Genomic DNA, 26,397 nt, shown 5'->3' with positions numbered 1-26,397 from the left:
ACGCTCGACCAGCAGCGACGATGGCCGGGCCGGCGGTCACCCCTCGCACCTGGTCTCGCTTCCCTTCACCTGCACCACCCGGATCAGGTTCTCCCGATCCCATTCGGTGATCTCGCGCAGTCCGCCGAACGCGCCGCGCGTCCCGATAGTGACCTGCCGCGTCCGTGAAATACATCCCCCCGGCGACTCCAGCGGCGGCGGCCAGCACGACGGCCCGCCGTGGGTGACGATGGCTCGACCCGCAGCAACTTCGGCATGGCGGGACGCCCTCCCGCCGGGACCCAATACGAAACCGACTTCACCAAACCGCCGCACGACAATCCGGTCGAACGGGGTTGCCAACAGGGCTCAACCGTCCATCTACTCATCAGATGGGCAGACCGGGTATTCATGCCCGACCGAGGTTGCTCGGTCGCCGCTCGGAGTGCGCGGCCTTGGACAGGCTGCTGGATGACGCGCGGGCTGGTCGGAGCTCGGTGCTCGTGCTGCGCGGCGAGTCCGGGTGCGGCAAGTCGGCCCTGCTCGACTTCGCGCACGGGCGCGCGGCGCGCTGCCGCGTCGTCCGGATCGGAGGCGCCGAATCGGAGATGGAGCTGGCTTACGCCGGCCTTCACCAGCTGTGTGTGCCGATACTCGGGCGACTGGACCACCTGCCCGCCCCTCAGGGCAATGCGTTGCGCGTCGCATTCGGACTGTCGGAAGGGGCGATTCCCGATCGCTTTCTCGTCGGCCTGGCCGTCCTGACGTTGCTCTCCGAGGTCGCGACGGAGCAGCCCCTGGTCTGCGTGGTCGATGACGCGCAGTGGCTCGATCGGGCTTCCGTGCAAGCGCTGGCGTTCGCCGCCCGACGCTTGCTGGCCGAGCCGGTTGGCATGGTGTTCGCCGTACGCGAGCCCAGCTACGAGCAGGAGTTGACGGGCTTACCGGCGATGCTGATCGAGGGTATCGGCGACACCGATGCACGTCACCTGCTGGCCTCGGCGATCCGGGGACGGCTCGACGAGCAGGTCCGTGACCGGATCGTCGCCGAGACGCGCGGCAACCCCCTCGCCCTGTTGGAGCTGACGCGCGGGCTGAGCCCGGCAGAGCTGGCGGGCGGTTTCGCCCTTCCCGACGCGCGGCCCCTCGCGAGTCGGATCGAGCAGAGCTTTGCTCGTCAGCTTCAGCAGCTTCCGCGCGACACACAACAGTTCCTGCTCCTGGCAGCGGCCGAACCAGTCGGGGACGCGACGTTGCTGCGGCGCGCAGCCGAACGCCTCGGAGTCGGAGCCGATGCGGCGGCGCCGGCGGAGTCTGCGGGCTTGATCGAGCTCGGGTCGCGGGTGCGGTTCCGCCATCCGCTGGTCCGATCGGCGGCCTACAGGCACGCACCGTGGCCGGAGCGCCGGCGCGTGCATCTCGCGATCGCCGAAGCCACGGACCCGCAGGACGATCCCGATCGCCGCGCATGGCACCGCGCGAATGCCGCGCAGGGTCCTGACGCTGATGTGGCAGCCGAGTTGGAACGCTCCGCTGGGCGGGCCCAGAGCCGGGGCGGTGTCGCGGCGGCAGCTGCATTCCTGGAGCGAGCGACCGAGCTCACGCCAGACCCGGCCCGGCGGACGGCGCGTGCGCTGGCCGCGGCTCGGGCGAAGTTCGAGGCTGCGGCACCTGATGCGGCACTGGCGTTGCTCATGACCGCGGAGATGGGCCGTCTGGACGACCTGCAGCAGGCGGGACTGGAACGGCTACGGGCGCAGGTCGCGTTCACCCGCACCCGGGGCAGCGACGCACCGATGCTGCTACTCAAAGCAGCAAAGCGGCTGGAACCACTGGACGCCCGATTGGCCCGGGAGACCTATCTCGAAGCATTCGAAGCGGCATCCTTCGCCGGCCGCCTCACCGTAGGTGGCGGAATGCTCGAGCTGGCCGAGGCCGCCCGCAGCGCTCCGCCGGCGCCCGACTTGCCACCAGCGATCGACCAACTACTCGTTGGCCTGATCACGCGCTCGACCGAGGGTTACGCAGCAGCGGTAGGCCCGCTCAGACGGGCTTTGGAGACGTTTTCCCAAAAGGACGGCGTCACGGCGGACGACAGCCGCTGGCTCTGGTTCGCCTGCCGCATCGCATCGGATCTGTGGGACGACGACATGTGGCACGAGCTGGCCGCACGTCAGGTTCGGCTCACCCGCGCCGCCGGCATGCTGAGCCTCCTGCCCCTTGGATCCACCTACCGCGCTGCCGTGCACGTGCACGCCGGCGAGTTCGGCGACGCTGCAGCGCTCGTCGACGAGGCAGACGCGATCGCCCAGGCGACCGGCAACGCACCGCTCATGTACGCCGCGTTGGTGCTCGCCTCATGGCGCGGACAACAGGAGCACGTGATGGAGCTGATCGAGCGCGGTATTCGAGACGCGACCGCGCGCGGCGAGGGACGAGCCATCGCGCTCGCCGAGTACGCAACCGCGGTGGTCTACAACGGTCTCGGGAACTACTCCGGCGCGCTCGCGGCTGCCCAACGGGCCGGCACGCACGACGATCTGGGTCTACTTGCCTGGTTGCAGATCGAGCTCATCGAGGCAGCCGCCCGCTGCGGGCAGCCCGAGGCGGCCGCGGACGCCCTGCGGTGCCTCAGTGAGCGGACAAGGGCTGCAGGCACCGACTGGGGCCTCGGGATAGAGGCCCGCTCCCGCGCCCTGCTCGGTGACGGCCCCGCCGCCGAGGCCCTTTACCGCGAGGCGATCGATCGGCTCGGCCGCAGCCGCATCGTCATCCATCTCGCCCGGGCACATCTCCTCTACGGGGAATGGTTGCGCCGCGAGAACAGGCGCATCGACGCACGCGAGCAGCTCCGTCGTGCCCATGAGATCTTCACCCGGATAGGAGCACAGGCGTTCGCCGAACGCGCCCGCCGTGATCTTCTGGCGACGGGCGAGACCGTGCGCACCCGCACGGTCGACAGGTTCGACGAGCTCACGGCGCAGGAGGGGCAGATCGCCCGGCTCGCCCGATCCGGGCTTTCCAATCCTGAGATCGGTGCTCAACTGTTCGTCAGCCCCCGGACCGTGGAGTGGCACCTTCGCAAGATCTTCGCCAAGCTCGGCATCAGCTCGCGCAGACAGCTCATTGACGTGCTGCCCGAACTCGGACGCGTCGCCTCGTCGATGTAGCGACGTTCATCAAGGCGGCCGAGGGTCGGCGACGCTTGCCCCACCACGTAGTCAAGCAGCGCCGTCTTGCCGACCCCCGCCTCGCCCCGCACTTGGGCCGGTCTAGCTAGCTGCCGGGGAGCGGGCCGAGGTCGCCGCATCATCTGGTAGCAGTGCCTCCCGCTGGGCGCGCAGGAACCCAGCGAGCCGTGCGCGAACCATCACACCGCTCTCCGCCGTAGCGCCTCGGTCTGCTCTGGATCGAGAGCCGCGAACGTCACGTTCGCCAGCTGTTCGGACAGCTCCCAGAGCCGCACGGCGTCGTCGCGCTTGCGCGCAGACCGGTAGATCGGCAGCTCGGTCGGGCCACCGGTGAACTGGCCGGGGCCGTCGGGCCCGTAGAGGCGGCCTCCGGCGGCGGCTGGGCTGGTCGCTGCGTACAGGATCGGCTGCACGCCCGCGTGCACCTCCTGGACGAACAAGCCCCAGCGCGCGAGTCGGGCCATGATCGCCTTCTGCGGCGACGGGCGCCGGCGGCCCAGATTGGGCCCGGAGGTGTAGAGGTTCGTCAGGGTGGTGCCGGGATGCGCGACGTTGCTCGTGATCCCCCAGCCGCCGGTCCTGCTGCGTCGGTCCAGCTCGATCGCGAACAACAGGTTCGCAAGCTTCGAGGCGTTGTACGCGCGCACCGGCGAGTAACGCCGCTCGGCCTGCAGGTCATCCCACTCCAGTCGGCCGAACCGGGCGGCACTGCTCGACACCGTGGTGACGCGCGCTCGGCCGGCCTGGAGGAGCGGCAGCAGCCGCGCGGTCAGCGCCACGTGTCCGATGTGGTTCGTGCCGAACTGCAGCTCCAGACCGTCCGCAGTGGTGTGCCGCGTCGGCGGAGCCATCACCCCGGCGTTGTTGACGAGGATCTGGATCGGGCGGCCCTCGTCGTGCAGGGTCTGCGCGAGCGTGGCAACCGAGTCGAGGGACGCCATGTCGATATCACGCAGCGAGACCACGGCATCGGACACGGCCCCGCGGATGCGCTCCACGGCAGCGGCGCCCTTACGGGGGTTCCGTACCGGCAGAACGAGTTCGGCGCCGGCTCGCGCCAGACGCTCGGCGAGGCCCAGCCCGACGCCGTCGCTGGCGCCGGTGACCACGGCCAGCTTCCCGGCGAGGTCCGGGATGGACAGATCCTTTACGGCAGTTCGCATTGCACACTTCCTGCTGATCGGTCATTTCGTGCCACGGCCCGTGGAACCGAGTGGGTCACGACAGCTCTAGTAGGACAGGACAGCCCGACGATCTGTGACGACGTCATCGCAGCACTCACGGGGGCGCCGGTCGGCGGCGCCATCACGTGGCTCCGTTCATCGGACGGCCGGCGGCCCGTCTGTCGATGTCACCGTCAGCCGCCTTCCCCGCCCGGCCCGCCGTCTCCTCGCCCATGGCGCTGTCCACCCTGGTGTCCGTCCGGCCATCGCGTGCCCGCGATGGCGGGGCAGGCCGGGACGGGCGCACGGCTCGCATCTCGCCGGCTGTGGCCGGTGCAGGTTCGGCCGCGTCCGGCGGTTGCGGCACGGGGTGACCGCCGCGCACGAGGTGCAGGTCGCGGCGGGCGCGGCGGTCACTCCGGCGCTTCGCCCGGAGTTCTGCCGCGCTCATGCCGCCCCACACCCCGACGTCCTGACCGGTCTCCAGCGCCCACGTGCGGCATTCGACCGACACCGGGCATCGCCGGCACACCGACTTGGCATCGGCCAGTTGGACCAGGGCGGGCACACTGGTCCCGACCGGGAAGAACAGCTCCGGATCCGACCTGCGGCAGGCCGCTCGGAAACGCCAATCCACGTCAACCTCTTTCGGAAATAGCTCCTGATGTGGTGAACGCGCTGGTCAGGACGTCATGAGGCCAGTTACTCGCTTCCGTTCCGACCCGATCAGCGATATGGACCACTGTCGTCCCGACGATCACCGATCGAGCCAGGGGAAGACCCCTGCCAGTCCCTGGTGCAGGCCCGAGCGCACCCGTGGAAGTAGGTGGGGAGCGCGGCCCTGTCGACGGGCCGCCGCGGCGCGGACCGAGCTCATGCTTGCAATGGGTGGGGCAATCGGCCCGGGTCGGATCGCGCCGTGCCGTTGACCCGCACACGGGCCCCTGGGGGTACGACCGGTGTCCCTGGGGGGCACCCCCCAGGGTGGCACCCGGGGCTTCGACCGGCGCGATCGGAGCCCTGGCCGGACGACGGTGATGATCATGCGCTTGTCATGCGTCAACATCCTGTCGAAGTCGGGCTCGTCGAGAGCCGGCACGTCTGCGAACGCGGCGACGTCCGCGCGTTCGTCCGCCGCGGCGGGTATCTCGTATCCGCCGGCCACGAGCGGCGCGGTGTGCCGTGGTGCCGCGGCTGATTCACCGACGCGCGAGGTGGCCGACGCCATCGCGGACTTCGAGAGCGTCCGTCCACGCTTGTTCGGGATCGCGTACCGAGTCCTCGGCGGCGTGTCCGACGCTGAGGATGTGGTCCAGGACGTCTGGATCCGCTGGCAGGGCACGGACCGAGCACGCGTACGTGATCAGGTTGCGTTCCTCGTGACGACCACGACGCGGGTCGCACTCAACGTTGTCACCTCGGCCCACGCCCGCCGCGAGGTCGCTGCTGGCCAACGGGCACCGGAGGCCGGTCCCGCGACCGACGATCCGGCGCTCGAAGCAGAACGGAACGAGGCTCTCGAGGTCGCCGTCCTACTCCTGCTCGAGCGGATGTCACCGATCGAACGCGCCGTCTTCGTACTCCGCGAAGCGTTCGACTATCCGTTCCGCGAGATCGGCGACGCGCTCGGGATCAGCGACGCCAACGCGAGGCAACTCGCGCGTCGAGCGCGCATACACCTCGACCAACAACGGCACGCGCCGGTCGATCCTGCGGACCGTGATCGCCTGTTGAAAGCCTTCCTCGAAGCAGCACGCTCTGGCGACATCACGCAACTCAAATGCTTGCTCACCGATGACCTCACCGCCCACTCCAACGGCGGCCGAGACATGGGAGCACCCGGTTCGTCCGCGGCGACCGCGACGCGGCAGAGGTTGCGGTCCGTGAGCCGTGGGCATCGCCCTCACCGAGATGACCACGGTGTGGTGAATGAGAACGCAGCCGCTCGTGGCCGACCCGGACACCGATCGCCGGCCCCGGTCAGGTGAGCACCCGGTCGGCTTCCGGCATCGCGGTGAGGCCGGCGACGACCAACTCGGCAGCCGGGCGGACCGGCACGAGCTGGTCCAGCCCGCTGCGCTGCAGCGAGCGCAGCACGTCAAGGCGATCGGCCGATACGTGCAACTGCGTCCCCGTCGCGACGGCCCGCCGGTGCAGGGCACACAGCAGACGCAGGGACCGCTCGCACAGCGAGCCGACGTCCTGCAGGTCGATCACGACGTGCGGGGCCCGGCCGAGCTGCTGGCCGACCCGCCGGGCGAGCTCGAGGCTGGTCGCCTCGTCCACCGAACCGCTCACCCGGACCACCACGACATCGGGGGTGGGCGCGTGCAGCCGCACGTCCAGTTCCGGCGCGCCCATCGTGCACGCTCACCCTTCTGTTGTCCTGCGGGAGGTAGGCCGTACCGGTCCCGGCCCTATGCCGGGACCGGTACGGCGCGCTGCACCTCGCGATCCTCCCCAGTTCCGCGAGGTGCGGGCTCGTGACCAGCGACGTCGCCGTCGGAGGCGCCGCCAGACGAGGCCGTGCTACCCGGACACGCCCGCGGTGTCGAGAATCGCCGCCGCCACCGCATCCGGGCACGAGACACTCAGCGCGTGCGAGGCGCCGGCGATTTCGCGGGTTCCGCGCGAGCCTGCTCGCTCGGCCATGAACCGGAGCAACTCGGCGGGGATGTTGCGGTCCTCGCTTCCGAAGACGAACCAGGACGGGATCGTCTTCCAGGCCGGCCTGTCGGTCGGCAGGCCGGCAGTGAGCGCAACCTCGGTCACAGGTCGCTGAGTAGCTGCCATGACGGCCGCCTCGGATGCGGCGACATCCGCCGCGAACTGCTGGTGGAACGAGTCCTTCGCGATGGCGAACTCGTTCCCGCCGGTCGAGAGCGGGTAGGCCACGAGGGCATCGGCGAGCGTGCTCCCCGGGAACTTGCCGGAGAGCTCGAACGCAGACTCGCCCTGCTCGGGCGCGAAGGCGGCGACGTAGGTCAGCCCGATGACCGCTTCGTTGCCCGCGGCCGCCTCGGTGATGACGATGCCCCCGTACGAGTGCCCGACGAGCACTACGGGCTTGCCGATCCCGGCGATGACATCGCGAACGTACGCTGCGTCGCCGGACACGCTCCGCAATGGGTTTGCGACCGCGGTGACATCGAGCGACTTCTCACGCAACCGTTCGATGACCGGATTCCAACTCGCGGATTCTGCGAAGGCGCCGTGCACGAGCACGACTGCCGGCTTGTCGTCAGACATGGTTCTCCTTCTTGTGTTTGAGTTCGAGGCGTCGTGCTAGTCGGTCGCCAGGGCCTTCCGGAGAACATGGACGGCCTGTTCGATGGCGGCGGTCGCCGCTCGGGTTTCGCGGACGGGGTTGAGCATCATGAAATCGTGGATGATGCCGTTGTAGCGCACGGTCGTCGTCGGCACTCCGGCTTGGGTGAGACGGCGGGCGTAGGCCTCACCTTCGTCACGGAGGACGTCGTTCTCGTCGACGATCACGAATGCCGGCGGCAGGCCGGCGAGGTCGTCGAGGCTCGCGCGGAGGGGAGATGCGGTGATCTCCGAGCGGCTGGAGTCGTCGGGCGCGTAGGCGTCCCAGTACCAGGCCATGGCCTTCGCCGTCAGGAACGGGCCGTCGGCAAACTCGCGGTAGCTGTCGGTGTCCTGCGCGGCATCGGTCACCGGGTAGTACAGCGACTGGTGCACGAACGTGACGTCGCCGCGCTGCTTGGCGAGAATCGCGACCGCGGCAGTCATGTTCCCTCCGACGGAGTCGCCGGCGATCGCGAGGCGGGATGCGTCGAGGTCTTCGGCCAGGCCATGTCGGGTGATCCACTGGGCAGTGGCATAGGCCTGCTCGATCGCGACGGGGTAGCGAACCTCGGGGGAACGGTCGTACTCGACGAACACGACCGCGGCCTTCACGCCCACGGCGAGTTCGCGCACGAGCCGGTCGTGGGTTCCGGCATTGCCGAGGACCCAGCCGCCGCCGTGGATGTAGAGGACGGCCGGTAGGGCACCGGTCGTGGCGACGGGCTTGACGATGCGGACCTGCACGTCCCCGACCTTGGCCGGCACGGTGATCCACTTCTCGTCGATGTCGAGCTTGTCGATCGGGGCGGCCTGGACGTCGTCGAGAACCTTCCGGGCGCCCTCCGCGCCGAGCTCGTACAGGAATGGAGGGGTGGACGTCGCGTCCGCGAACCTCTGCGCCGCTGCTTCGAGGATGGGCGTGCTCATGATCAAGTTTCTTTGTCCTTCCCAGGTTCCGTTTCGGTGACGAGCGGCCGCCGAATCGGGCACCTACCGTCGCTACCGAGTAAGGACCGGACAGCCGGTCGACATGTGACACGCCTCGTGGGGGTGAGCGATCGGCTAAATCGCGGTTTCACGATCCGCCACCCTGCTCGGTCCTCGTCTGGGGAACCGAGCTCATCGGCCGGCCGGAGCATGGCCATGAACAGGTCGAACCGAGGGATTCGCGGTTCTCCACATCGGCAGTAGATCGTCGCCATTCTGTTTGTGTCCTCCCCGCCGAGTTGAGAGCGGACAGCCCACCGATTTGTGACCGAACGGCCCATCTCGATCGCGCACCTGTCGAACTGTTGTCGCTCTCGACCGAGTTCTTCGTCGTGGCCGACCCCCGATGCCGCCACTGTCGTCCCGCCACCGGCCGGCTCCAGCCCGGCAGCGGTTGTCACAGATCGAGATGCTGCCCGGTCCTAGGAGTTCACGGCGGAAGGTGGAGCATGGTGTGGGGTCTCACGAGATGAACGGGCTCGAACAGCCGGTCGCCGGCGCGGGCAACGATCTGAGCGCGACGACATGGGGCGTCCATGGCGACCACGACCTGCTGGTCGAAGCCGCGCGAATCCTGCGATACGGGCTCGAGCTGGGCGTCTTCCGCTCGCACCCGCCCGGCGAGCCCGCCCTCTTCGGCCTCGCGCGGCTACTCGACGCCCTCGCGTTCTCACTGCACCGCGGCGACGAGGTGCACCACACCGTGGTGTCGGGCGCGAGATGGAGATCGCACGCCACGTGACGACGTACCTCCTCCCGTCGGTGTGCGCTGAAGCACCCGGCCGGGACCAGCAGCCCGGTCCGGCCACCTGACTTCGTCGCGGCACGCAGCCCGACCCCCACGCATCCGAACGACCCCGAAAGGATCACGCGTTCCATGAATTCGCAGGAGCGCCGCGCGCTGCGGGCCATCGAGAAGAACTTGACCGTCGAGGATCCCGTGCTGGCCGAGCTGCTCCGCCTATCCGAACGTACCCCTCGGGGGTGGACCCACTGGTTCGCTGGGGAATGGATCCACCGGTTCGCCGGGTGGCTGGCGGTCGCGTTCTTGCTCCTCGGGCTCGGCCTGGGCGACGGGGTGTTGCTCCTGACCGCCGGGCTCCTGACGGGGGGTGCCGGCCTCGGATGGATCGTGCGGGCCGTCCGCAGCGACGAACACCACCGGCGCCGGCGATGAGATCCGTCGGCTGGACTCCGACGTGTCAGGAGATGCGCCGGCCAAGCGAACGGCGTGAGACAGTGCCGCGGCGATCGCCCGCTCGCCGCGGCGCTGTGGTTGCGGGGCGTCAGCCGTTGGAGAGTCTCGCGGGAGAGGTTTGTGTGTCGGGAATAACGAATCCACGAGGCAGGACGGGGTGACCTGTGATTCAAGGTGAGGAAACGCGCGAGCGCATCGTGCGTGCGAGCGCGGACCTATTCGCGAAACAGGGTTACCACGGCACTGGTCTGAACCAGCTCCTAGCCGCGACGGGGCTAGGCAAGGGTGGCTTCTACCACCACATCACCAGCAAAGAAGACCTGTTGCTGGAGATCATGCTGGACCCGATCAACCGGGCACTGCCCGCCGCTGAGGCCATCACGGCCTCGCACGAGCAACCGCTCGCCAAGTTGATGGCCCTGGGCCGGGAGCTCGGCCGGTCGATGGATGAGCACCTGCCCGCCTGGACGGTGTTTCTACGGGACTACAGCTCGCTGAGTGACAGCGACAAGGAGCAAGTGCTCGTCCTCCGCCGGACCTACCTCGACCACTGGCGCGCCGTGCTCACCGAGGGGATCAAGACCGGCGACTTCCGGGATGTCGACCTGGCCTTCGTGGAGTCGGTCTTCGGCGTCTTCATCTTCACGTTCGCCTGGCGGGCACCGGGGGCAACGGGTGAACATCTCACCGCCGCGATCATGGACGTGCTCCTGCACGGCGTGCAGGCGAACCACCGCACGCCCTAGTGCCGCGGAAACACTAGCCGGGAATCGATATCCGCACTTCCCCGGGCAACGCGTCGTACAGTTCCTTTCGCGAACTGACGCCGAGCTTCATGAACACTTTGCGCAGGTGCCATTCGACGGTGCGCGGGCTGATGAACAGTTGCGCACCGATTTCCTGGTTCGTCCGGCCGAGGGCGGCGAGCCGGGCGATCTCGGTCTCTTGAGCTGTGAGCTTCTCGCGGGCGTCGGGAGCACGTGTCCGCGCCGTTTCGCCGGTGGCGGCCAGCTCCCGGCGAGCCCGCTCGGCGAATCCCTCGGCTCCCATCGCGGAGAACTGGTCGTGGGCGGCGCGCAGGTGCCCGCGTGCGTCGATTCGACGCCCATCTCGGCGGAGCCATTCCCCGTACAGCAGGTGGGTCCGGGCGAGCTCCACCTTCACCCGGGTGCGGCCCAGGTGGTCGATCGCCTGACGATAGAGCTCGTCGGCGTCGCCGGTGTCCAGCAACGCACGGGAGCGTGATTCCATGCCGAGCGCCCAGTCGGTGCCGGTGGCACCGGTCGTCTCCGAGAGGCGTTCGAAGGCGTCACGTGCGACCCGGTTGTCGCCGCTGCGAACGGCGGCCTCGATCAGCTCGATCAACCCCCAGGCCGGCATGCCGAGCTCCAGCGGGTACTCGCTGGCCTTGCGCGCCGGGGCCAGCGCTTCTTCGTAGCGGCCCAGCCCGTTGAGCAGGAGCGCCGACGCCCAGTACGCGTTCATCGCGCCGATGCCCTCGCCGCGCTGCACGACCTCCTTGACCGTGGCGTCGATCAGCTCGCACGCCGGGATCTCGCGTCCCTGCAACGCGGCGTGCACCAGAGCGCCGTATGACGCGATGTTGCTGCCGGTCGCCTCCCGGACCGCGCGCTCCTCTTCGACGAGGGCGGCGGCGATCGCCTGCTCGCCAGACAGCAGGAGGGCGACGATCTGCGAGTTGAGGGCGAGGGGCAGCTCGCTGAGCGCCCCGGTGCCCCTGGCGACCCGCACATGTCGGGTGGACAGCACGTTCCAGCCCTCGTCGTCCCAGATGTTGGCGGCGGCGATCGCCGCGAACCAGAGCAGGCGTGGCTCATCCGCGCCCGAGCCGTCGTTGGAGTGGAACGCCTGGACGGCTCGTCGTCTGATGGGAATGGCCGCGGCGTACCCGTCCGTGTACAGCGCGGCGAGGCCGTCCAGGATCAGCTCGCGTTTGCCCACCTGGTGCGTGGGTGCCCGGCGCACTGCCTGGGCGACCTCCCGGAGTCCCGGATCACCGGTAAGACGGCCCACGAACGTCGCGGCCGAGAAGGCGTCGAGGTAGGTCTCGCGAGCGAGTCCCACATCGAGGGGCTCGAGACGCGCGGCGGCCGACAGCAGCAGCTGAGGCGCCTCGTCGGTGCGCTCCGCCGCGAACGCGATCTGGGCGCGCAGCAGCGCGATCCTCGCCCGCAGGAGATCGTCGAGCGGCCCGGACTCGGCCGTGACGAGGAGCTCCGATGCCGTGTCGAACTCGCCGGCCTGGAGCTTGGCCTGCGCTGCGGCCAGTGCCCGCGTCACCCGACGGGCCGGGTCGGGTGTCAGCGTCGCCGCCCGCTCGAGGAAGGTTGCTGCCGCCGCGAGCCCGCCTCGCGAGCGCGCCCGGTCGGCCGATCGGTCGAGCTCGGTCGCGATCTCCTCGTCGGGTCCGGGGCTCGCCTGCGCACGGTGCCACGCCCGGCGATCGGGATCGAGGTCAGGGGCCGCGCCCAGCGCGGCGTGCACCTCCTGCAGCTCACCCACCTCCGCGGCGTGGAACACCGCTGACCGCAGCAAGGGATGGCGGAACCGGACCCGTGAACCGAGGTCGATCAATCCGGCGGCCTCGGCCGGAGTCGCCGCGTCCGCTCCGATGCCGAGTCGCTCGGCCGCCTCCCACAACAAGATCACGTCACCGACGGGCTCGACCGCGGCGAGGAGGAGGAGCTTGCGGGTCTCGGGCGGTAGCGCCTGGAGCTGCCGGAGGAACCCGTGTTCCATGCGGCTGGCCAGCGGCATCGTGCTCGGCAGCCCGAACCCGAACGCGATCTCCGCGGGCGTCCGCCCACGGGGAAGCTCCAGCAACGCCAGCGGGTTGCCACGTGCTTCGGCGACGATCCCGTCGAGCACAGCCGGGTCCAGCGGGCTGCGCAGCGCCACTCGCAGCACGGCGTGGGCATCGACGTCGCCCAGGCCCTTCACGCGCAGGTCCGGCAGTTGCCGCAGCGCCGGCTCGTCGGCGCTCTCGCGCGTCGCGAAGACGAGGGCCACCGAGTCCGCGAGCAGGCGGCGGGCGACGAACGCGAGCGTGTGCGCGGAGGCCTGGTCGAGCCATTGGGCGTCGTCGACGAGGCAGACCAGCGGGCGCTCCTCGGCGGCGTCGGACAGCAGGCCGAGTACGGCGAGCCCGATGAAGAACGGGTCGGGTGGGTTCCCCTCCTGGAGACCGAACACCATGCCGAGCGCGTCGCGCTGCGGTGCAGGGAGCCGGTCGAGGCGATCCAGGAACGGGGCACACAGCTGGTGGAGCCCGGCGAATGCGAGCTCCATCTCCGACTCGACTCCGGTCACCCGGGCGACGCGACACCCCGAGGCCTGTCCCGCCATGTGGTCCAGAAGAGCCGTCTTGCCGATGCCGGCGTCGCCCCGCAGGACGAGAACCTGGCTCCGACCCGTGCGGATCTCGGCGAGCATCCCTTCGAGCCGGTCGCACTCGCTGCGGCGGCCGTACAGGCCCGGACCGCCGGGCTCACCTCCGTACACGGGCGCCGCTCTGCTCGTGCGCGGTCACGACGTCCTTCGCCCGGGCGTCGTCGGGGACCTCCCCGCCCCCGCCGGAGGAAGTTGATCCACAGCGTCCTCCAGGCGGCAGACCGAACGGTCGGTGCAGAAACCATAACCGACCCGTTGGTCCGCGACTAGAAGCGACCGGCCTTGGTGAGGAGGGCCTCCGGGGAGTCGACAGGCGGGTAGAGATCGGCTGCCTGGCATGACGAAGTGCCGGGACTCGAGTCCCCCGTGTGCGTCGAGCCGTCCGGGCATATGCGTAGGCGCGCCGCGGGTGACGGCCAACTGATGAAGCGGGACTCCTGCACCAGCCGCCTGCCCTGGCCGCGGCCGCCGCGGGCTGTCACGCCGCAACCCGGCAGGCCACGAAGGCCTGCCGGGTTGCCGGTGCGCTCAGAGTAGGTGGCTGGTGCTCTCGCTCAGCTCGAGCCGGCCGGGTCCTCAGCCGACAACATTCGGCGGGCTCCCCCATGGCGCCGGCCCTTGTCGGCCATCGGTGGGCATCCTCGGCCCCGGCGAGCGGGACTCCATCCACGAGCCGGCACGCCTACGCGACAGCGATTGACGCCCCGGCCGGTCGTGCGCATGCCTTGAAGATCCCATATCAGCCGTCGCCGGGTGCCGGTGCGGCCTCGCTTCCCCTGGGCGCTTCCCTGGACACTTCTCCGGGGCGCTTCGCCCGGGCGGGCGGGATCACGGACGAGGGGCGCGGCGGGACCGACGTTCCTCGAGCTCCTCGGCGCTCACCGGGATCAGCATCGGCTGGCCTGGAACGCCGAACATGGTGACCACGAACCGGGTCTCGGCGTCAGCGAGGTTGTTGCCGTCTTGGTAGTGGATCACGTCGCCGCCCGGCTCCCAGAAGGTCTCGCCTGGGCCCACGACGCGCTCGGGCTCACCCTCCAGTTCGAAGATCATTTGGCCCTCGATCACGTAGCCGAAGGCCGGACCAGTGTGCCGGTGCGGCGGGCTGCCGGCACTGCCCGGGGGCAGGGTGACGAGGAGGGTCATGGCCTCGGACGGGTCGGGCACCGGCGGAGTCGGCACCGATCCGACGACCTCGATCTGCGGCGGGGGTGTCGTCGCGTTCGGGTCCTCGATGTGATGCGAGTGGTGGTCGGTAGTCATGATTTCTCCCAGCTGCTCGTGCGGTGCGCCGGCGTCACCGGCCACCAGGTAGGACAGGACGGCTCCAGCTTCTGTGACAGCGGCAGGCGGGTCCGGTCGGGATGGCGGGTGGCGTGCTTCGAACGCGACCGGTCAGGGAACGACAAAGGGCCCGCCACGGCATCGAGCCATGAGGGGCGGTCGGTCCACGGCGGCCGGTCCACGGCGGCCGGGCGCGGGCGTCACGCGCCGCGGCTTCGCCGCCGACCGCAGTCCATGCCGTCACCTCGATCGATTACGGGCGCCCGCCGCCGACAGCCGGGGGGTCGCCACCGGCGGCGGGCTGGTGCCGGGCGACCGCTGCACGCCGACGGCCAACCGGCGTCTGCGGGCTCGCGCCTACTGCTGCGCGCGCCAGTTGTCGAAGGTGATCTCCCCGAGCCGGGCGTCCGGCCCAGGGAGCAGCGTCCGCTCACCGAGCAGCGCCCCGAAGTAGCGGGCCTGCTCATCGGCGACGACCACCCGCCGATCGCCCTTCGCCGCGAGGCCCTTGCGCACCAACTCGTCGAGCCGGAACTGCTCCGGGCCGCCGATCTCGCGGATCCCGTTCAGCGGCTCCCCCACCGCAACCCGGCCGACCCCGGCCGCGACGTCGTCGGACGCCATCGGCTGGATCAGGACCGGCGCGAGGTGGACCTCGTTCCCCACCGTGCCGGAGTCAGCGATGCCCTTGACGAACTCGAAGAACTGGGTGGCGTGCACGATCGAGTACGCCCGCCCCGACTCGCGGATCAGCTTCTCCTGCGCGATCTTCGCCCGGAAGTAGCCCGACTCCGCCAACCGGTCCGTGCCGACCACCGACAGCGCCACGTAGTGCCCGACCCCCGCCTTCGCCGAGTGCTCCAGCAGGTTGCTGGTGGAGGTCCGGAAGAACTCCATCACCGCGTCGTCGGCGAACGACGGCGAGTTCGACACGTCCACCACGACCGCCGCACCCTCGAGCGCCTCCGCGAGCCCCTCCCCGGTCAGCGTGTTCACCCCGGTGTTCGGGGCAGCGGCAACCGCCTCATGACCGTGCTCGCCCAGCTTGCCCACCAGCTTCGACCCGATGAGCCCCGTCCCACCGATCACAACAACCTTCACGACATACCCCTTTCACACGACGAACACGTCCCGCCGCCCGCTGTCGAGCAGTGCGGCGTCGAAAGCGAGGACAGGGCGGCCCACGGATCTGTGACGCGGATCCGCGAAGAGGGCTGTGATGACGGTCATGTCACGGATCGGGTCCTCGTCCTGTCCCCCTTTCGACACACCGGCACCTCGCGAGGAGGACACATGGAAACGACGTCGGCGGCGGACACGACGTCGCTGGCGGACGCGGCGCGGGCCCATCTGGAACGTGCGCGGGCGGCGGTTCACGGCCGTAGCGCGCACACGGTGCACGGGGGCCACGGCCGCGCACTCCGCCAGACCGTCATCGCCCTGCGAGCCGGCACGACATTGCGCGAGCACCACAGCTCCAGGGACGGGACGCTGCAGGTACTCGCGGGCCGCGTGCGACTGACCTCCGGCAGGCAGACGCTGGACGCCGTCACGGGCGACCTCCTCACCGTGCCCGCCACGGCCCACACACTCTCCGCGGTCGAGGACTCCGCACTCCTGCTCACCGTGTCGCTCGTGCTCGGAGCGCCCGACCCCGTCGCCACTGCGACCAGTGCCGACTCGGTCTACTCCTGGCAGGAGGACTGGGAATAGGCATGCAGCCGCGGATCGAGCCGGAACCCGGTCCAGCACGCGCTCGGATCTCGCTGCGGATCCGGATGACAGCCCGCGCCGTCGATGAGCCGCACCGGGTGTCGACGCAGCTCGAACTGCTGTTCGACCTGACGTTCGTGGTGGCCGTCGCCGGTTGCGTGGCGCAGCTCGGCCACGGGGTGGCCGAGGGGCACGCGACGGAGGTCATCGGGCCGTTCCTGCAGGTGTTCTTCGCCATCTGGTGGGCCTGGATGAACTTCACCTGGTTCGCCTCGTCCTACGACACCGACGACGTGCCGTACCGGCTACTCACCCTGCTGCAAATGAGCGGGGTGCTCGTCCTGGCCGCCGGAGTGCCGTCCGCGTTCGACACCGGGGACTACCGCGCGGTCACCATCGGCTACCTGGTGATGCGGGTGGGCCTGGTCGCACAGTGGCTGCGCGCGGCGCGGGAGGACCCGGAAAGCCGCGGCACCGCCCTCCGATACGCCGGAGGCATCACCGCCGTCGAGATCCTCTGGCTCCTCCGCCTGCTGCTTGATGAGGTCGGTGCTCTCACCGGCCCGGCGCCGGTCGTGGTGTTCCTGGCTCTGGCCGTGGCCGAGCTCGCCGTGCCCGTCTGGGCCGAGCACAGCCGAAGCATGAGCTGGCATCCCCACCACATCGCCGAGCGATACGCACTGTTCACCATCATCCTGCTCGGCGAGAGCGTCCTCGCGGTCTCGACCGGGATCGCCGACGTCCTCGGATCCGGCCTCGACGGGTCGCTCGTGGTCGTCGCGGGCTCCGGGCTGGTGCTGCTGTTCGCGCTCTGGTGGCTTTACGACCTCGAGCCCAGCGCCGACGGGCTAACCACCCGGCGGGGGCGCTCGTTCCTGTGGGGCTACGGCCACTACGGGATCTTCGCGGCACTCGCCGCACTCGGCGCGGGCCTCGAAGTCGCCGCCCGGCAGGCCGGGGCCCACGATGTGCACGACGCGATCGGCCCGCTCGGAACGGGCTACGCGGTCGCCGGCCCGACCGCGGTGTTCCTGGCGCTGCTGTGGGTGAGCCACGCTCCGATCCTGCCGCGGTCGCGAGTCCGGCCATCCATCCTCCTCGGCGCCGCCACCCTCGTGCTGCTGGCTCCAGTGGCGGCCGCCCGAGCGGGCGTGGCGGTGATCATCGCCCTCGTCGCGCTGATCACCGCCGCAGCGGTCGCCATGACGGTCGTGCACAGCCACACGGGGAGTCAGGCCGCACGAGCCGCCCCACGGTGAGCCCGGATGGGGCGGCTCAATGGTTCGGACGGCTACTCGCGGAGTCCCATGCGGTGCGCCGAAGCCCGACCCTCCAAGAGCGTGATGTGATGCTGACTCGATGGACATCTGGGTCGTCGGCGACGGCCTAGATTGGCGGCTGTGTCTAGCGGCAGCGGTGGCCATGTCGAAGAGTGATCGCGTGCTCGGTCTGCGGGGCCGCCGCAGCGAGTGCGAGTCACTCGAACAGCTCGTGACGAGCGTCCGTACAGGGCAGAGTCGAGTACTCGTCCTGCGCGGCGACGCCGGGATAGGCAAGACCGCCCTGTTGGAGTACATCGCCGGCCGCGCATCCGAGTGCCGCATCGCCCGCGCCACCGGCGTGGAATCCGAGATGGAGCTCGCGTTCGCCGGGCTCCACCAGCTGTGCGCACCGTTCCTGGACCGGCTCGATCGGCTTCCCGCCCCCCAACGGAACGCGTTGGGAACGGCGTTCGGCCTGCGGGACGGGAACGCACCCGACCGCTTCCTGATCGGCCTGGCGGTGCTGAGCCTGCTGTCCGACGTCGCCGAGGATCGACCTCTGGTCTGCCTCGTCGACGACGCTCAGTGGCTCGACCAGGCCTCGGCGCACACGCTCGCATTCGTCGCCCGCCGTCTGTTCGCGGAGTCGGTCGCACTGGTCTTCGCGACCCGAACGACCGCTGATGACCAGGCGTTCGGGCGGCTGCCGGAGATGCGCGTCCGTGAACTGGGAGACGCGGATTCCCGGGTGTTGCTCCGGGCGGCGGTTCGCGGCCCACTCGATGCGGCCGTGTTCGACGGGATCGTCGCCGAGGCGCGCGGCAACCCCTTGGCGTTGCTGGAGCTACCCCGGGGGCGCACGCCCGCGCAGCTGGCGTTCGGGCCCGGGCTGCCGAACACGATGCCCCTGGCCAGCCGCATGGAACAAGGGTTCCTTCGACGGCTTCAACCGCTTCCCGTCGAGACCAGACGGCTGCTTCTCGCGGCTGCGGTCGAGCCGGTCGGCGACGTGACGGTGCTGCGGCACGCGGCCGAGCTTCTCGGTATCACGCCGGACGCGGCGGCCCCGGCCGTGGAGGCGGGCCTGGTCAAGTTCGGTGCGCGGGTGCGGTTCCGCCATCCGCTGGTGCGCTCGGCCGCATGGCGGTCGGCCGACGTGCACGACCTGAGGGCGGTGCACGGCGCGCTGGCCGAGGCGACCAGACTCGATCCCGACCGCAGGGCATGGCACCACGCACAGGCCAGCTCGCGACCGGACGAGGTGGTCGCCACCGAGCTCGAACACTCGGCCGACCGTGCCCAGGCGCGCGGTGGGTTCGCCGCGGCCGCGGCCTTCCTCGAGCGGGCCGCGGAGCTGACCCCCGATCCGGTGCACCGGGCGGCCCGCGTCCTGGCTGCAGCGCAGGCCAAGTTCCAGGCCGGTGAGTTCGATCCGGCCCTGGACCTGCTGGCGGCGGCCGCGGCGGGACCCCTCAATGATCTTGGGCGGGCGCGGATCGATCTGCTGCGTGCCCAGATCGCGTACGCCTCGAGCCGCAGCAACGAGGCTCCCCGGCTGCTGCTCGCCGCCGCCATGCGACTCGAGCCGCTCGACATCGAGCTCGCCCGTGAGACCTATCTGAACGCCTTCTCTGCTGCGATGTACGCCGGCCGCTTCGCCCGCGCCGCCGACCTGGCGGAGGTGGCGGCGGCCGTACCGCGGGCGACGACGGACCACACCCGCAAGCGCGACATCCTCCTGGAGGGCCTGGCTTACCTGGTCAGGGATGGGTACTCGGCTGCGCTGCCGATCGTACGGCGAGCGTTGCAGGCGTACCGCACCGAGGAGATCTCGGTTGCGGAAGGCCTGCGGTCCCTCTGGCTCGCGGGGGTCGTCGCGGCGGATGTGTGGGACGACGAGAGCTTCCACATCCTGTCCGCGCGCTTCGTGAAGATCGCTCGCGATGCCGGCGCCCTCAGCGAACTTCTCCTCGCGCTCAACTCACGCATCCTCATGCTCCTGTTCGCCGGCGAACAGGAAGCGGCGGCATCCACCGTGGATGAGGCGAGAGCGGTGAGAGAGGCGATCGGAAGCGAACGTCCCCTCTACGAAGTAATGGTGTTCGCCGCGTGGCAGGGCCGCGAAGAACACGCTTTTCCGCTGATCGAGGCCAGCATGAGCGAGGTCGTGGCCCGTGGCGAGGGTATCGGGGCGGCCGTCGCACAATGGGCGAACGCGCTGCTCTTCAATGGCCTGGGCCGGTACGAGGACGCACTGGTCCCGGCTCGAGCGGCCGGAGAGTTCCCACAGGAACTGGCCGCAGCGAACTGGGGTTTGACCGAACTGATCGAGGCGGCCGCCCGCAGCGGCGCCACCGACCTCGCGGCCGATGCGCTCAAGCGACTCTCCGAGATGACGCAGGCCTGCGGCACCGACTGGGCACTCGGCGTCGAGTCGCGCTCGCGCGCGCTGCTGACCGAGGGCGGTGCCGCGGAGCCGCTCTATCGGGAGGCGATCGAGCGGCTGGGCCGCACGCGGGTCCGGGCGGAGCTCGCCCGGGCCCGCCTGCTCTACGGAGAATGGTTGCGCCGCGAGGGCCGCCGCCTCGACGCCCGCGAGCAGTTGCGGGCCGCCCACGACGTGTTCACCGCCATGGGCGCCGAGGCTTTCGGCGAACGGGCCCGCCGCGAACTACTGGCCACGGGAGAGACGGCGCGCAAGCGCACCGCCGAGACCCGCGACCAACTCACGGCCCAGGAAGCGCAGATCGCCCGACTCGCGGCCCTCGGGCGCACGAACTCGGAGATCGGCGCCCAGCTGTTCATCAGCCCCCGCACCGTCGAGTGGCACCTGCGGAAGGTGTTCACCAAACTCGGCATCAGCTCCCGCAGGGAGCTGTCGGCTGCGCTGCCCGACGCCGTTCAGGCAATTCACCCGCTTAATCCCGGGGTGATCGAGGGCAGTCCCGGGCCGGTCTTGGCGTGCTGATTCTCCCCCGGTGGGTACGACTGCGTGCCCGAGATCCTCAGGGTGGGCGCCGGTTCCACAGGCCGGGGTGTCTCGGTAGAGGTCCGCAGTACTGAGCGCCCTTGTCGCTGTGGTGGATCAGCGGGCCGGTCTACTTCAGCCAGTCGGTGTAGTGGGTGGAGGCGATGCGGGCGCCGTTCTTGGCAGTGAGGACGTCGCCGTGGACGGCGGCGAACATGCCGGCGGTGTCGTCGACAGTCACCGAGCGCTCGTCGCCTTTTGAGGCGAGGGTGATCCGGCCCAGCTCGTCCAGCGGGTACACATCCGGCCCGGCCAGATCGAGGACGCCATTCAGCGGTGATCCGGCCGCGACCTCCGCGACGGTGGCAGCGACGTCCGCCGCGGCGACCGGCTGGACGGGGGTACGGGGCAGACGGACGGTGTCGTCGTCCGCAGTCCAGGACAGGGCGGCGTCCATGAACTCCATGAACTGGGTGGCGCGGACGATGGAGTACGGGACGGGGCCGGCCTTGAGGATGTCTTCCTGGAGGACCTTCGCGCGGTAGTAGTCGAGCTCGGGAACCTGGTCGACGCCGACGATGGACAGGATGACGAAGTGCCCGGCGCCTGCCCGCTGGGCCGCGGCCAGGAGGTTGTCCATCGAAGTCTGGAAGAACGCGGGCGAGGCGTCGTCGAAGGTCGGGGAGTTGGTCAGGTTGACGACCACGTCGGCGCCGGCCAGCGCCGCGTCCACGCCCTGACCCGTGAGGACATCGACGCCGGTGGACAGCGAGTGCGGCACCGCCTCGTGCCCGGCCGCGTTCAGGATCTGTACGACCTGTGACCCGATCAGCCCGGTTCCGCCGATTACTGCGAACTTCATGGCACGTCCTGCCCTTCCCTGATGATCTGTTGTCCACATTCGCGTCGGAGCCGCTGTACCCGCGGCGGCCGCGACACAACTAGGACAGGACAGCCCGACGATCTGTGACAACGTCATCGCGAGACCTAGTGCGGTGGCCCGGGCGGCACCAGCGTCCGGAGTCGTGCCCACAGCACGAAGAGGGCGGCGACCACCAGCATCACGATGCCCGTCCACAGGTTGATGTCGATGCCGGCGGCCTTGGCCAACTGGGCCTCGTCCACGAAGAACGCGCCCATGATCGTCAGTACGATGCCGTAGCCGCCGAGCAGCACGGCGATGATCGTGCGCAGGTCGAACAGCTGCGACGCCGCGCTCGGCGCCTCGCGGGGGCCGCCGTCGTCGGCGGTCGTCTCCTCGGGTTCGGTCACGGTCGATTCCTCTCGCGTCTCGGGTCAGATGAAGATCAGGTAGAGGGCGAGGGTCAGCACCAGGACGATCACGCCCAGCACCACCGGCGACTGCCACCACGCGCTCTCGCCGTCCTCGCGCACGTTCATGCGGTCTCGCGGTGTCATCGCCCAGGTCAGCCCGACGAGCTCGGACTCCGGCTTCGGCGCGGTGGCGATCGTGACTACCACGCTGACCGCGATCCCGAAGACGAACGCCGCGCTCGCCCCGATGAACGAGCCCGCCTGCGACGACACAGCGATGACGCCGGCCCGCACCAGCGCGTCCACGGCGACCGCGGCGACCGTGCCCGCAATGAGCCCGGTCCAGCCGGCCGGGCCGCTCATCCGCTTCCAGAACAGGCCGAGGATGAAGATCGCGAACAGCGGCGCGTTGAAGAAGCTGAACAGTGCCTGGATGTAGTCCATGAGGTTCTGGTAGCTGCCCGCGATGAACGCGGTGCCGATGGCCAGCAGGCAGCCCACGACCGTGACGGCCCGCCCGACGCGCAGGTAGTACCCGTCGGAGCGGCCGGGGCGGATCCAGTCCTGCCACAGGTCGTAGGTGAACACGGTGTTGAGCGGTGCCGGGCCACGACGAGAGCTGCTCCGGCCCCGGCGGGAGCCCGCTCGCGCTGCCGAGCGCGGGTCCCGGAATTCGCGCAGCTCGCCGGTTCGGCCTGTCCGCTGGACAGATTGCCAAGCGAACGACGTCGAAGCGTTCCGAGGTCATGGCGATTTCGCGGCCAGGCCTGCCCCTTTGATCGGACATCGGGCCCCGCGCCCAGGGGGCCGGACCGGCTACTCGCGGAAGCCCACGGCCCGGTGGGATCCGTCGCACAGCGGCTTGTTCGCGGAGTGCCCGCACCGGCACAGCGTCATGCGGTTGCGCGTTTCCAGCGGCACTCCGTCGGCCCGCTCCACCGGGACCCGCCCCGTCACCCACAGGGAGCTGGCGATCCCGTCCTCCTCCTCGAGGACCGAGATCGCCTGCGGCAAGTCGGGCTCGATCAGCTCCGAGGTGCGCTCGAGACTGTAGGCGTACGAGCCCGACGGGCAGTGGTCGATCAACCCCATGATGTGCGACCGCACGTCCGGATCACCGGAGTCGTCGAGCATCTTCGCGATGGGGTGAGTGCGGCCGATGCAGAACGCGGCGTGCACGCACAGCTCCCCCACTCGGTGCGCGGAGATGCCCTCACCGTCGTGGATGTGCGCCAGCTCGGCGTACGGGCGCGGGTCGGCCGTCTCGGTCCCGTCAAACGATTCGTGGTCCGGCCCGGCCATCGCGTGGCTGCCGTCGCAGAACGGCTTGGACGACGACCTGCCGCACCGGCACAGGGCGTACGTCTCCTCGGTGGCGAGGTCCGGCCCGGTCTCCCAGGTCAGGGACTGCTTCTCCGGACTGGAGACGATCTTGCGCTTGCGACGCAACGGGATCTGCCCGTACACGACGTACGGCCCGTTCTCCAGGACCGCGATCCGCCGAGCGTCCCCGGTGCGGTGGCGGCGCCGCTCCTCAGGTACGTACTCAAAGGTGGGGCCTGCCGTCGTCCGGCCGTCGCCGCTGGGCATTCGCATCAGCGCCCGCGCCTGCTCTCGCACCGCGTACATCATCCCGACTGCGACCCCGAACAGCGACGGGCTACCGGTGAACGCCTCCTCCAGCAGGTGCAACAGGACGCAGTAGGTGTGGTTGAACTCCTCCTGCGCCAGCCGGACGGGACTGCCCGGCGCGTGGTCTGCTGTGCGCGGGTTCGGCCGCATCGGCAGCACACCGCTGAGATCCACGGTCAGTGCCTCCCCCGTGGGACCGGACTGTGGGGTGTCCCCCGCCTGGAACCGCCTGCCCTCCCTCAGCTCCATGAACCGGTAGTAGTGGGCGACCTCCTCGCGCTCCGGGTGGAACACGTCCCGGTCGCCGTCCCAGACCTCCGTGCGGGCCGCGCCCTCGCCCTGCTCGACGATTTCGTGAAGCGCCTCGAGCGCCGACGTGAGGTCCTGTACGGCGATCACCTGCCCACCGCCCCGGCTCAGGTGGACGTCACGGACCTGACGCGCGGGATCCCCACTGAACACGGCCTCCTCCCCCAGCGCGGCGCACATATCGCGAAGGCCGTCCTCGATCGCGGCATAGAACTGGCCGATCGTGGCGTAGCCGTCGTCCTGTGCCGGGGCGTCCGCCCGGGCCGGCTGCTCGATGTGCAGGAACAGTTCCAGCGCCTCCGGGCCGAACGGAGCGAGCCCCACCCGCACCGACCCGTCGCCATGCGGCAGCGGGTGAGGGTAGGACGGCAGCAGGTGTGGCGCGTCGAGCACCGGATCGCCGCCTACGGCGTTGAGCAGGTTCGCCGCCAACAGCAGATGCAGCATCTCCTCGGCGAACACGCTGCCCACGACGTGCGCCGCCGCGGCGTTCCGCACGGGATCGAGGGAGTACAGCGCGCAGAGGTACGGCGGCAGGGTGGAGTGCTCCAACTCGATCGCCCACTGTAAATGCGTACGCAGATCCTCGAGCGTGGCGATGCGGGAGGTGGAGAGCGTCACGGTGGTCCTTCCTCGGGAGTTCGCGGGTGTGCGCACCCGCCGTCCGGAGGACAGGACGGGGCCCGAATCTGTGACACGAGGCGCGCCGGGCACCGTGACGTCACATTCCGAGGCGCTCCCCTGTCCTGGTTGGTGAAGTGTGTCCGGCCGAGTCGCGAGGTAAGAGCGGGAGCACCGGGTTTCAGACGGCTCCTCGGAGTCTGCGTCAAGCAGAGCGTGGCTGGTCCCACCCGCCGCCGGACACCAACAGTCCAACTAAGGAGAACCCACGATGACGAGCCTGGACGAACAGGTCGTCCGCCGGCACCCGATCACGCCGACGCCCACACGCCCTGCCGCCACGCGCCGGCGGGGCCGATGAGCTCGGCCGAGCGGCGGCTCGCGACCTCCGTCCTGGTGATCGGCAGCGGCGGCTCCGGCCTGCGTGCCGCCATCCAGTTGGCCGAGCGCGGTACCGACGTCCTCGTGGTGGGCAAGCGGCCCGCCGCCGACGCCCACACCACCCTCGCCGCGGGCGGCATCAACGCCGCCCTCGGCACCATGGACCCCGAGGACTCGTGGCAGCAGCACGCCGCGGACACGCTCAAGGAGAGCTACTTCCTCGCGGACCCGAACACCGTCCGGATCGTGGCCGAGGGGGCGGCCCGCGGCATCGCCGACCTGGAACGCTGGGGCATGCCCTTCGCCCGCGAAGCGGACGGCCGTATCTCGCAGCGGTACTTCGGCGCGCACACCTTCCGACGGACCGCCTTCGCCGGCGACTACACCGGCCTGGAGATCCAGCGCACCCTCGTGAACCGGGCCCGCCAGCTCGACGTGCCGATCATCGACACGATCTACGTCACCCGGATCCTGACCCGGGACGACGTGGTGTTCGGCGCCTACGGATTCGACACCGGCGACGGCACCCGCTACGTGGTCCACGCCGACGCCGTGATCCTGGCCGCAGGTGGTCATACCCGGATCTGGCGACGGACCTCCTCGCGACGCGACGAGAACACCGGCGACGCGTTCCGGCTCGCTCTCACCGCGGGAGCGCGCATCCGCGATCCCGAGCTCGTGCAGTTCCACCCCTCGGGCCTGCTCGAACCCGAGGACGCGGCCGGCACGCTGGTGTCGGAGGCCGCTCGCGGCGAAGGCGGCGTTCTCCGCGACCGGCTCGGCGAGCGGTTCATGCAACGCTACGACCCCGCCCGGATGGAGCTCTCCACCCGGGACCGGGTCGCCCTCGCCGCCTACACCGAGATCAAGGAGGGCCGCGGCACCCCGGACGGCGGCGTGTGGCTCGACGTCTCCCACCTGCCGCGAGAAACGATCATGCAGCGGCTCCCCCGCGTCTACCAGACGCTGATCGAGCTGCAGATGCTCGACATCACCACGACGCCGATCGAGATCGCACCGACCGCCCACTACTCGATGGGCGGGGTCTGGGTACGCCCGGAGGACCACGGCACAGAGATCGCAGGCCTGTACGCCATCGGCGAGGCCGCCAGCGGGCTGCACGGCGCCAACCGGCTCGGCGGCAACTCCCTGATCGAACTCCTTGTGTACGGCCGGATCGTCGGCGACGCGGCCGCGGACTACTCGGCCGACCTCGACGCGCAACCGCGCAGCGCCGCCGCGGTCGCCGATGCGCGCGACGAGGTGGACCAGGTACTCGCCGCGGACGGGCCGGAGAACGTGCGGTCCCTGCAGCGGGCAGTCCGCGACACCATGACCGAGCACGCCGGCGTGGTGCGCGACGAGCACGGCCTGCGGGCGGGCCTCGCGCGACTCGACGACATCGAGACCGCCGAGAAGAAAGTCGGCGTGCATCCCGACCTGGCCGGCTTCCAGGACCTGGCCCACGCGTTCGACCTGCGATCGTCGCTCGTCGCCGCCCGCGCGACGGTGGAAGCCGCGATCGAGCGCCGCGAGACCCGCGGCTGCCACAACCGCTCCGACTTCCCGGACCTGGACGAGTCGCTGCGGGTCAACATGGTCTGGTCCGGGCCGGGGCAGGTCGTCCGGGAGCCGGTGGCGGAGACGCCGGTGGAGATCGCGGCGCTCGTCCGGGAAGTCTCGACCGCCGGCAAGCTCGTGGAGTAACCCCTGA

At 70.1% G+C, this 26,397-nt stretch carries 21 protein-coding genes and 2 pseudogenes; 9 read left to right on the top strand and 14 right to left on the bottom strand.

What is annotated here, in order from left to right; genetic code table 11:
* Positions 1–36: 36 nt before the first annotated feature.
* Positions 37–342: a hypothetical protein gene (locus ABD143_RS37580; protein WP_343988428.1), complete on the bottom strand. Its 306-nt coding sequence runs from the start codon at positions 340–342 to the stop codon at positions 37–39.
* A 29-nt stretch (positions 343–371) separates the two neighbouring features.
* On the opposite strand from ABD143_RS37580, the gene ABD143_RS37575 reads away from it, so the two are divergent.
* The gene (locus ABD143_RS37575) at positions 372–3,149 is read left to right on the top strand and encodes a helix-turn-helix transcriptional regulator (protein WP_343988425.1); all 2,778 of its coding nucleotides are present in this window, start codon (positions 372–374) and stop codon (positions 3,147–3,149) included.
* A 200-nt stretch (positions 3,150–3,349) separates the two neighbouring features.
* Here the strand turns inward: ABD143_RS37575 and ABD143_RS37570 are convergent, their stop codons facing one another.
* Positions 3,350–4,333 (bottom strand): SDR family oxidoreductase, encoded by a 984-nt coding sequence (locus ABD143_RS37570; RefSeq protein WP_343988422.1) that lies wholly within the window; start codon positions 4,331–4,333, stop codon positions 3,350–3,352.
* A gap of 400 nt (positions 4,334–4,733) precedes the next feature.
* A pseudogene (locus ABD143_RS37565) lies at positions 4,734–4,970 on the bottom strand (WhiB family transcriptional regulator); the annotation flags it as partial.
* Positions 4,971–5,370: 400 nt separating this feature from the next.
* Here ABD143_RS37565 and ABD143_RS37560 point away from each other — a divergent pair.
* Complete coding sequence (locus tag ABD143_RS37560) at positions 5,371–6,321, top strand: sigma-70 family RNA polymerase sigma factor (RefSeq protein WP_343988419.1); 951 nt, start codon at positions 5,371–5,373, stop codon at positions 6,319–6,321.
* On the opposite strand, the gene ABD143_RS37555 is transcribed toward ABD143_RS37560, so the two are convergent.
* The 3 genes from ABD143_RS37555 to ABD143_RS37545 form a co-directional block, all read right to left on the bottom strand.
* A complete protein-coding gene (locus ABD143_RS37555) occupies positions 6,314–6,694 on the bottom strand; it encodes an STAS domain-containing protein (RefSeq protein ID WP_343988415.1) in 381 nt (126 codons plus the stop codon). The genes ABD143_RS37560 and ABD143_RS37555 overlap by 8 nt on opposite strands.
* Positions 6,695–6,862: 168 nt before the next feature.
* The gene (locus tag ABD143_RS37550; RefSeq protein ID WP_343988412.1) at positions 6,863–7,582 is read right to left on the bottom strand and encodes an alpha/beta fold hydrolase; all 720 of its coding nucleotides are present in this window, start codon (positions 7,580–7,582) and stop codon (positions 6,863–6,865) included.
* A 36-nt stretch (positions 7,583–7,618) separates the two neighbouring features.
* Complete coding sequence (locus ABD143_RS37545; protein WP_343988588.1) at positions 7,619–8,569, bottom strand: alpha/beta hydrolase; 951 nt, start codon at positions 8,567–8,569, stop codon at positions 7,619–7,621.
* Between the two features lie 514 nt (positions 8,570–9,083).
* On the opposite strand from ABD143_RS37545, the gene ABD143_RS37540 reads away from it, so the two are divergent.
* The 3 genes from ABD143_RS37540 to ABD143_RS37530 all read left to right on the top strand — a co-directional run bounded on the left by ABD143_RS37540 (position 9,084) and on the right by ABD143_RS37530 (position 10,573).
* On the top strand, positions 9,084–9,371 hold the full coding sequence (locus tag ABD143_RS37540) for a hypothetical protein (protein ID WP_343988405.1): 288 nt from the start codon (positions 9,084–9,086) through the stop codon (positions 9,369–9,371).
* A gap of 135 nt (positions 9,372–9,506) precedes the next feature.
* Entirely contained in the window at positions 9,507–9,806 is a 300-nt protein-coding gene (locus ABD143_RS37535; protein ID WP_343988402.1) for a DUF3040 domain-containing protein, read from the top strand.
* A 218-nt stretch (positions 9,807–10,024) separates the two neighbouring features.
* Complete coding sequence (locus tag ABD143_RS37530; RefSeq protein ID WP_343988399.1) at positions 10,025–10,573, top strand: TetR/AcrR family transcriptional regulator; 549 nt, start codon at positions 10,025–10,027, stop codon at positions 10,571–10,573.
* 13 nt (positions 10,574–10,586) lie between these two features.
* On the opposite strand, the gene ABD143_RS37525 is transcribed toward ABD143_RS37530, so the two are convergent.
* The 4 genes from ABD143_RS37525 to ABD143_RS37510 form a co-directional block, all read right to left on the bottom strand.
* Positions 10,587–13,349, bottom strand: a complete 2,763-nt coding sequence (locus ABD143_RS37525; RefSeq protein ID WP_343988396.1) for a helix-turn-helix transcriptional regulator — start codon at positions 13,347–13,349, stop codon at positions 10,587–10,589.
* A 717-nt stretch (positions 13,350–14,066) separates the two neighbouring features.
* The gene (locus ABD143_RS37520) at positions 14,067–14,501 is read right to left on the bottom strand and encodes a cupin domain-containing protein (RefSeq protein ID WP_343988393.1); all 435 of its coding nucleotides are present in this window, start codon (positions 14,499–14,501) and stop codon (positions 14,067–14,069) included.
* A gap of 378 nt (positions 14,502–14,879) precedes the next feature.
* Positions 14,880–15,623: an SDR family oxidoreductase gene (locus ABD143_RS37515; protein WP_343988390.1), complete on the bottom strand. Its 744-nt coding sequence runs from the start codon at positions 15,621–15,623 to the stop codon at positions 14,880–14,882.
* A gap of 12 nt (positions 15,624–15,635) precedes the next feature.
* Positions 15,636–15,791, bottom strand: coding sequence for a hypothetical protein (locus ABD143_RS37510; RefSeq protein ID WP_343988388.1), 156 nt, complete (start codon positions 15,789–15,791; stop codon positions 15,636–15,638).
* A gap of 24 nt (positions 15,792–15,815) precedes the next feature.
* Here ABD143_RS37510 and ABD143_RS37505 point away from each other — a divergent pair, with 24 nt between their 5' ends.
* The 3 genes from ABD143_RS37505 to ABD143_RS37495 all read left to right on the top strand — a co-directional run bounded on the left by ABD143_RS37505 (position 15,816) and on the right by ABD143_RS37495 (position 20,465).
* Entirely contained in the window at positions 15,816–16,235 is a 420-nt protein-coding gene (locus ABD143_RS37505) for a cupin domain-containing protein (RefSeq protein WP_343988386.1), read from the top strand.
* Between the two features lie 65 nt (positions 16,236–16,300).
* Positions 16,301–17,494 carry a low temperature requirement protein A gene (locus ABD143_RS37500; protein ID WP_343988384.1) on the top strand — a complete coding sequence of 398 codons (1,194 nt, stop codon included), beginning with the start codon at positions 16,301–16,303 and terminating at the stop codon, positions 17,492–17,494.
* Between the two features lie 100 nt (positions 17,495–17,594).
* Positions 17,595–20,465 carry a helix-turn-helix transcriptional regulator gene (locus ABD143_RS37495; RefSeq protein WP_343988382.1) on the top strand — a complete coding sequence of 957 codons (2,871 nt, stop codon included), beginning with the start codon at positions 17,595–17,597 and terminating at the stop codon, positions 20,463–20,465.
* Between the two features lie 130 nt (positions 20,466–20,595).
* Here the strand turns inward: ABD143_RS37495 and ABD143_RS37490 are convergent, their stop codons facing one another.
* From ABD143_RS37490 to ABD143_RS37475, 4 genes and pseudogenes are all read right to left on the bottom strand, one after another.
* The gene (locus ABD143_RS37490) at positions 20,596–21,327 is read right to left on the bottom strand and encodes an SDR family oxidoreductase (protein WP_343988379.1); all 732 of its coding nucleotides are present in this window, start codon (positions 21,325–21,327) and stop codon (positions 20,596–20,598) included.
* A 125-nt stretch (positions 21,328–21,452) separates the two neighbouring features.
* On the bottom strand, positions 21,453–21,737 hold the full coding sequence (locus ABD143_RS37485; protein WP_379659625.1) for a hypothetical protein: 285 nt from the start codon (positions 21,735–21,737) through the stop codon (positions 21,453–21,455).
* A 24-nt stretch (positions 21,738–21,761) separates the two neighbouring features.
* A pseudogene (locus tag ABD143_RS37480) lies at positions 21,762–22,334 on the bottom strand (sodium:solute symporter family transporter); the annotation flags it as partial.
* A 222-nt stretch (positions 22,335–22,556) separates the two neighbouring features.
* Complete coding sequence (locus tag ABD143_RS37475) at positions 22,557–24,302, bottom strand: ferritin-like domain-containing protein (RefSeq protein WP_343988374.1); 1,746 nt, start codon at positions 24,300–24,302, stop codon at positions 22,557–22,559.
* Between the two features lie 357 nt (positions 24,303–24,659).
* Between ABD143_RS37475 and ABD143_RS37470 the strand changes: the two genes are divergently transcribed.
* Positions 24,660–26,390: an L-aspartate oxidase gene (locus ABD143_RS37470; protein ID WP_343988371.1), complete on the top strand. Its 1,731-nt coding sequence runs from the start codon at positions 24,660–24,662 to the stop codon at positions 26,388–26,390.
* Positions 26,391–26,397: the final 7 nt, after the last annotated feature.

It is taken from the genome of Pseudonocardia aurantiaca, from assembly GCF_039526725.1.
In the GTDB taxonomy this organism is placed as follows: Bacteria; Actinomycetota; Actinomycetes; order Mycobacteriales; family Pseudonocardiaceae; genus Pseudonocardia; species Pseudonocardia aurantiaca.
Note: the sequence above shows the minus strand (reverse complement) of the source record. Positions and strands in the feature narration are given on the sequence as shown.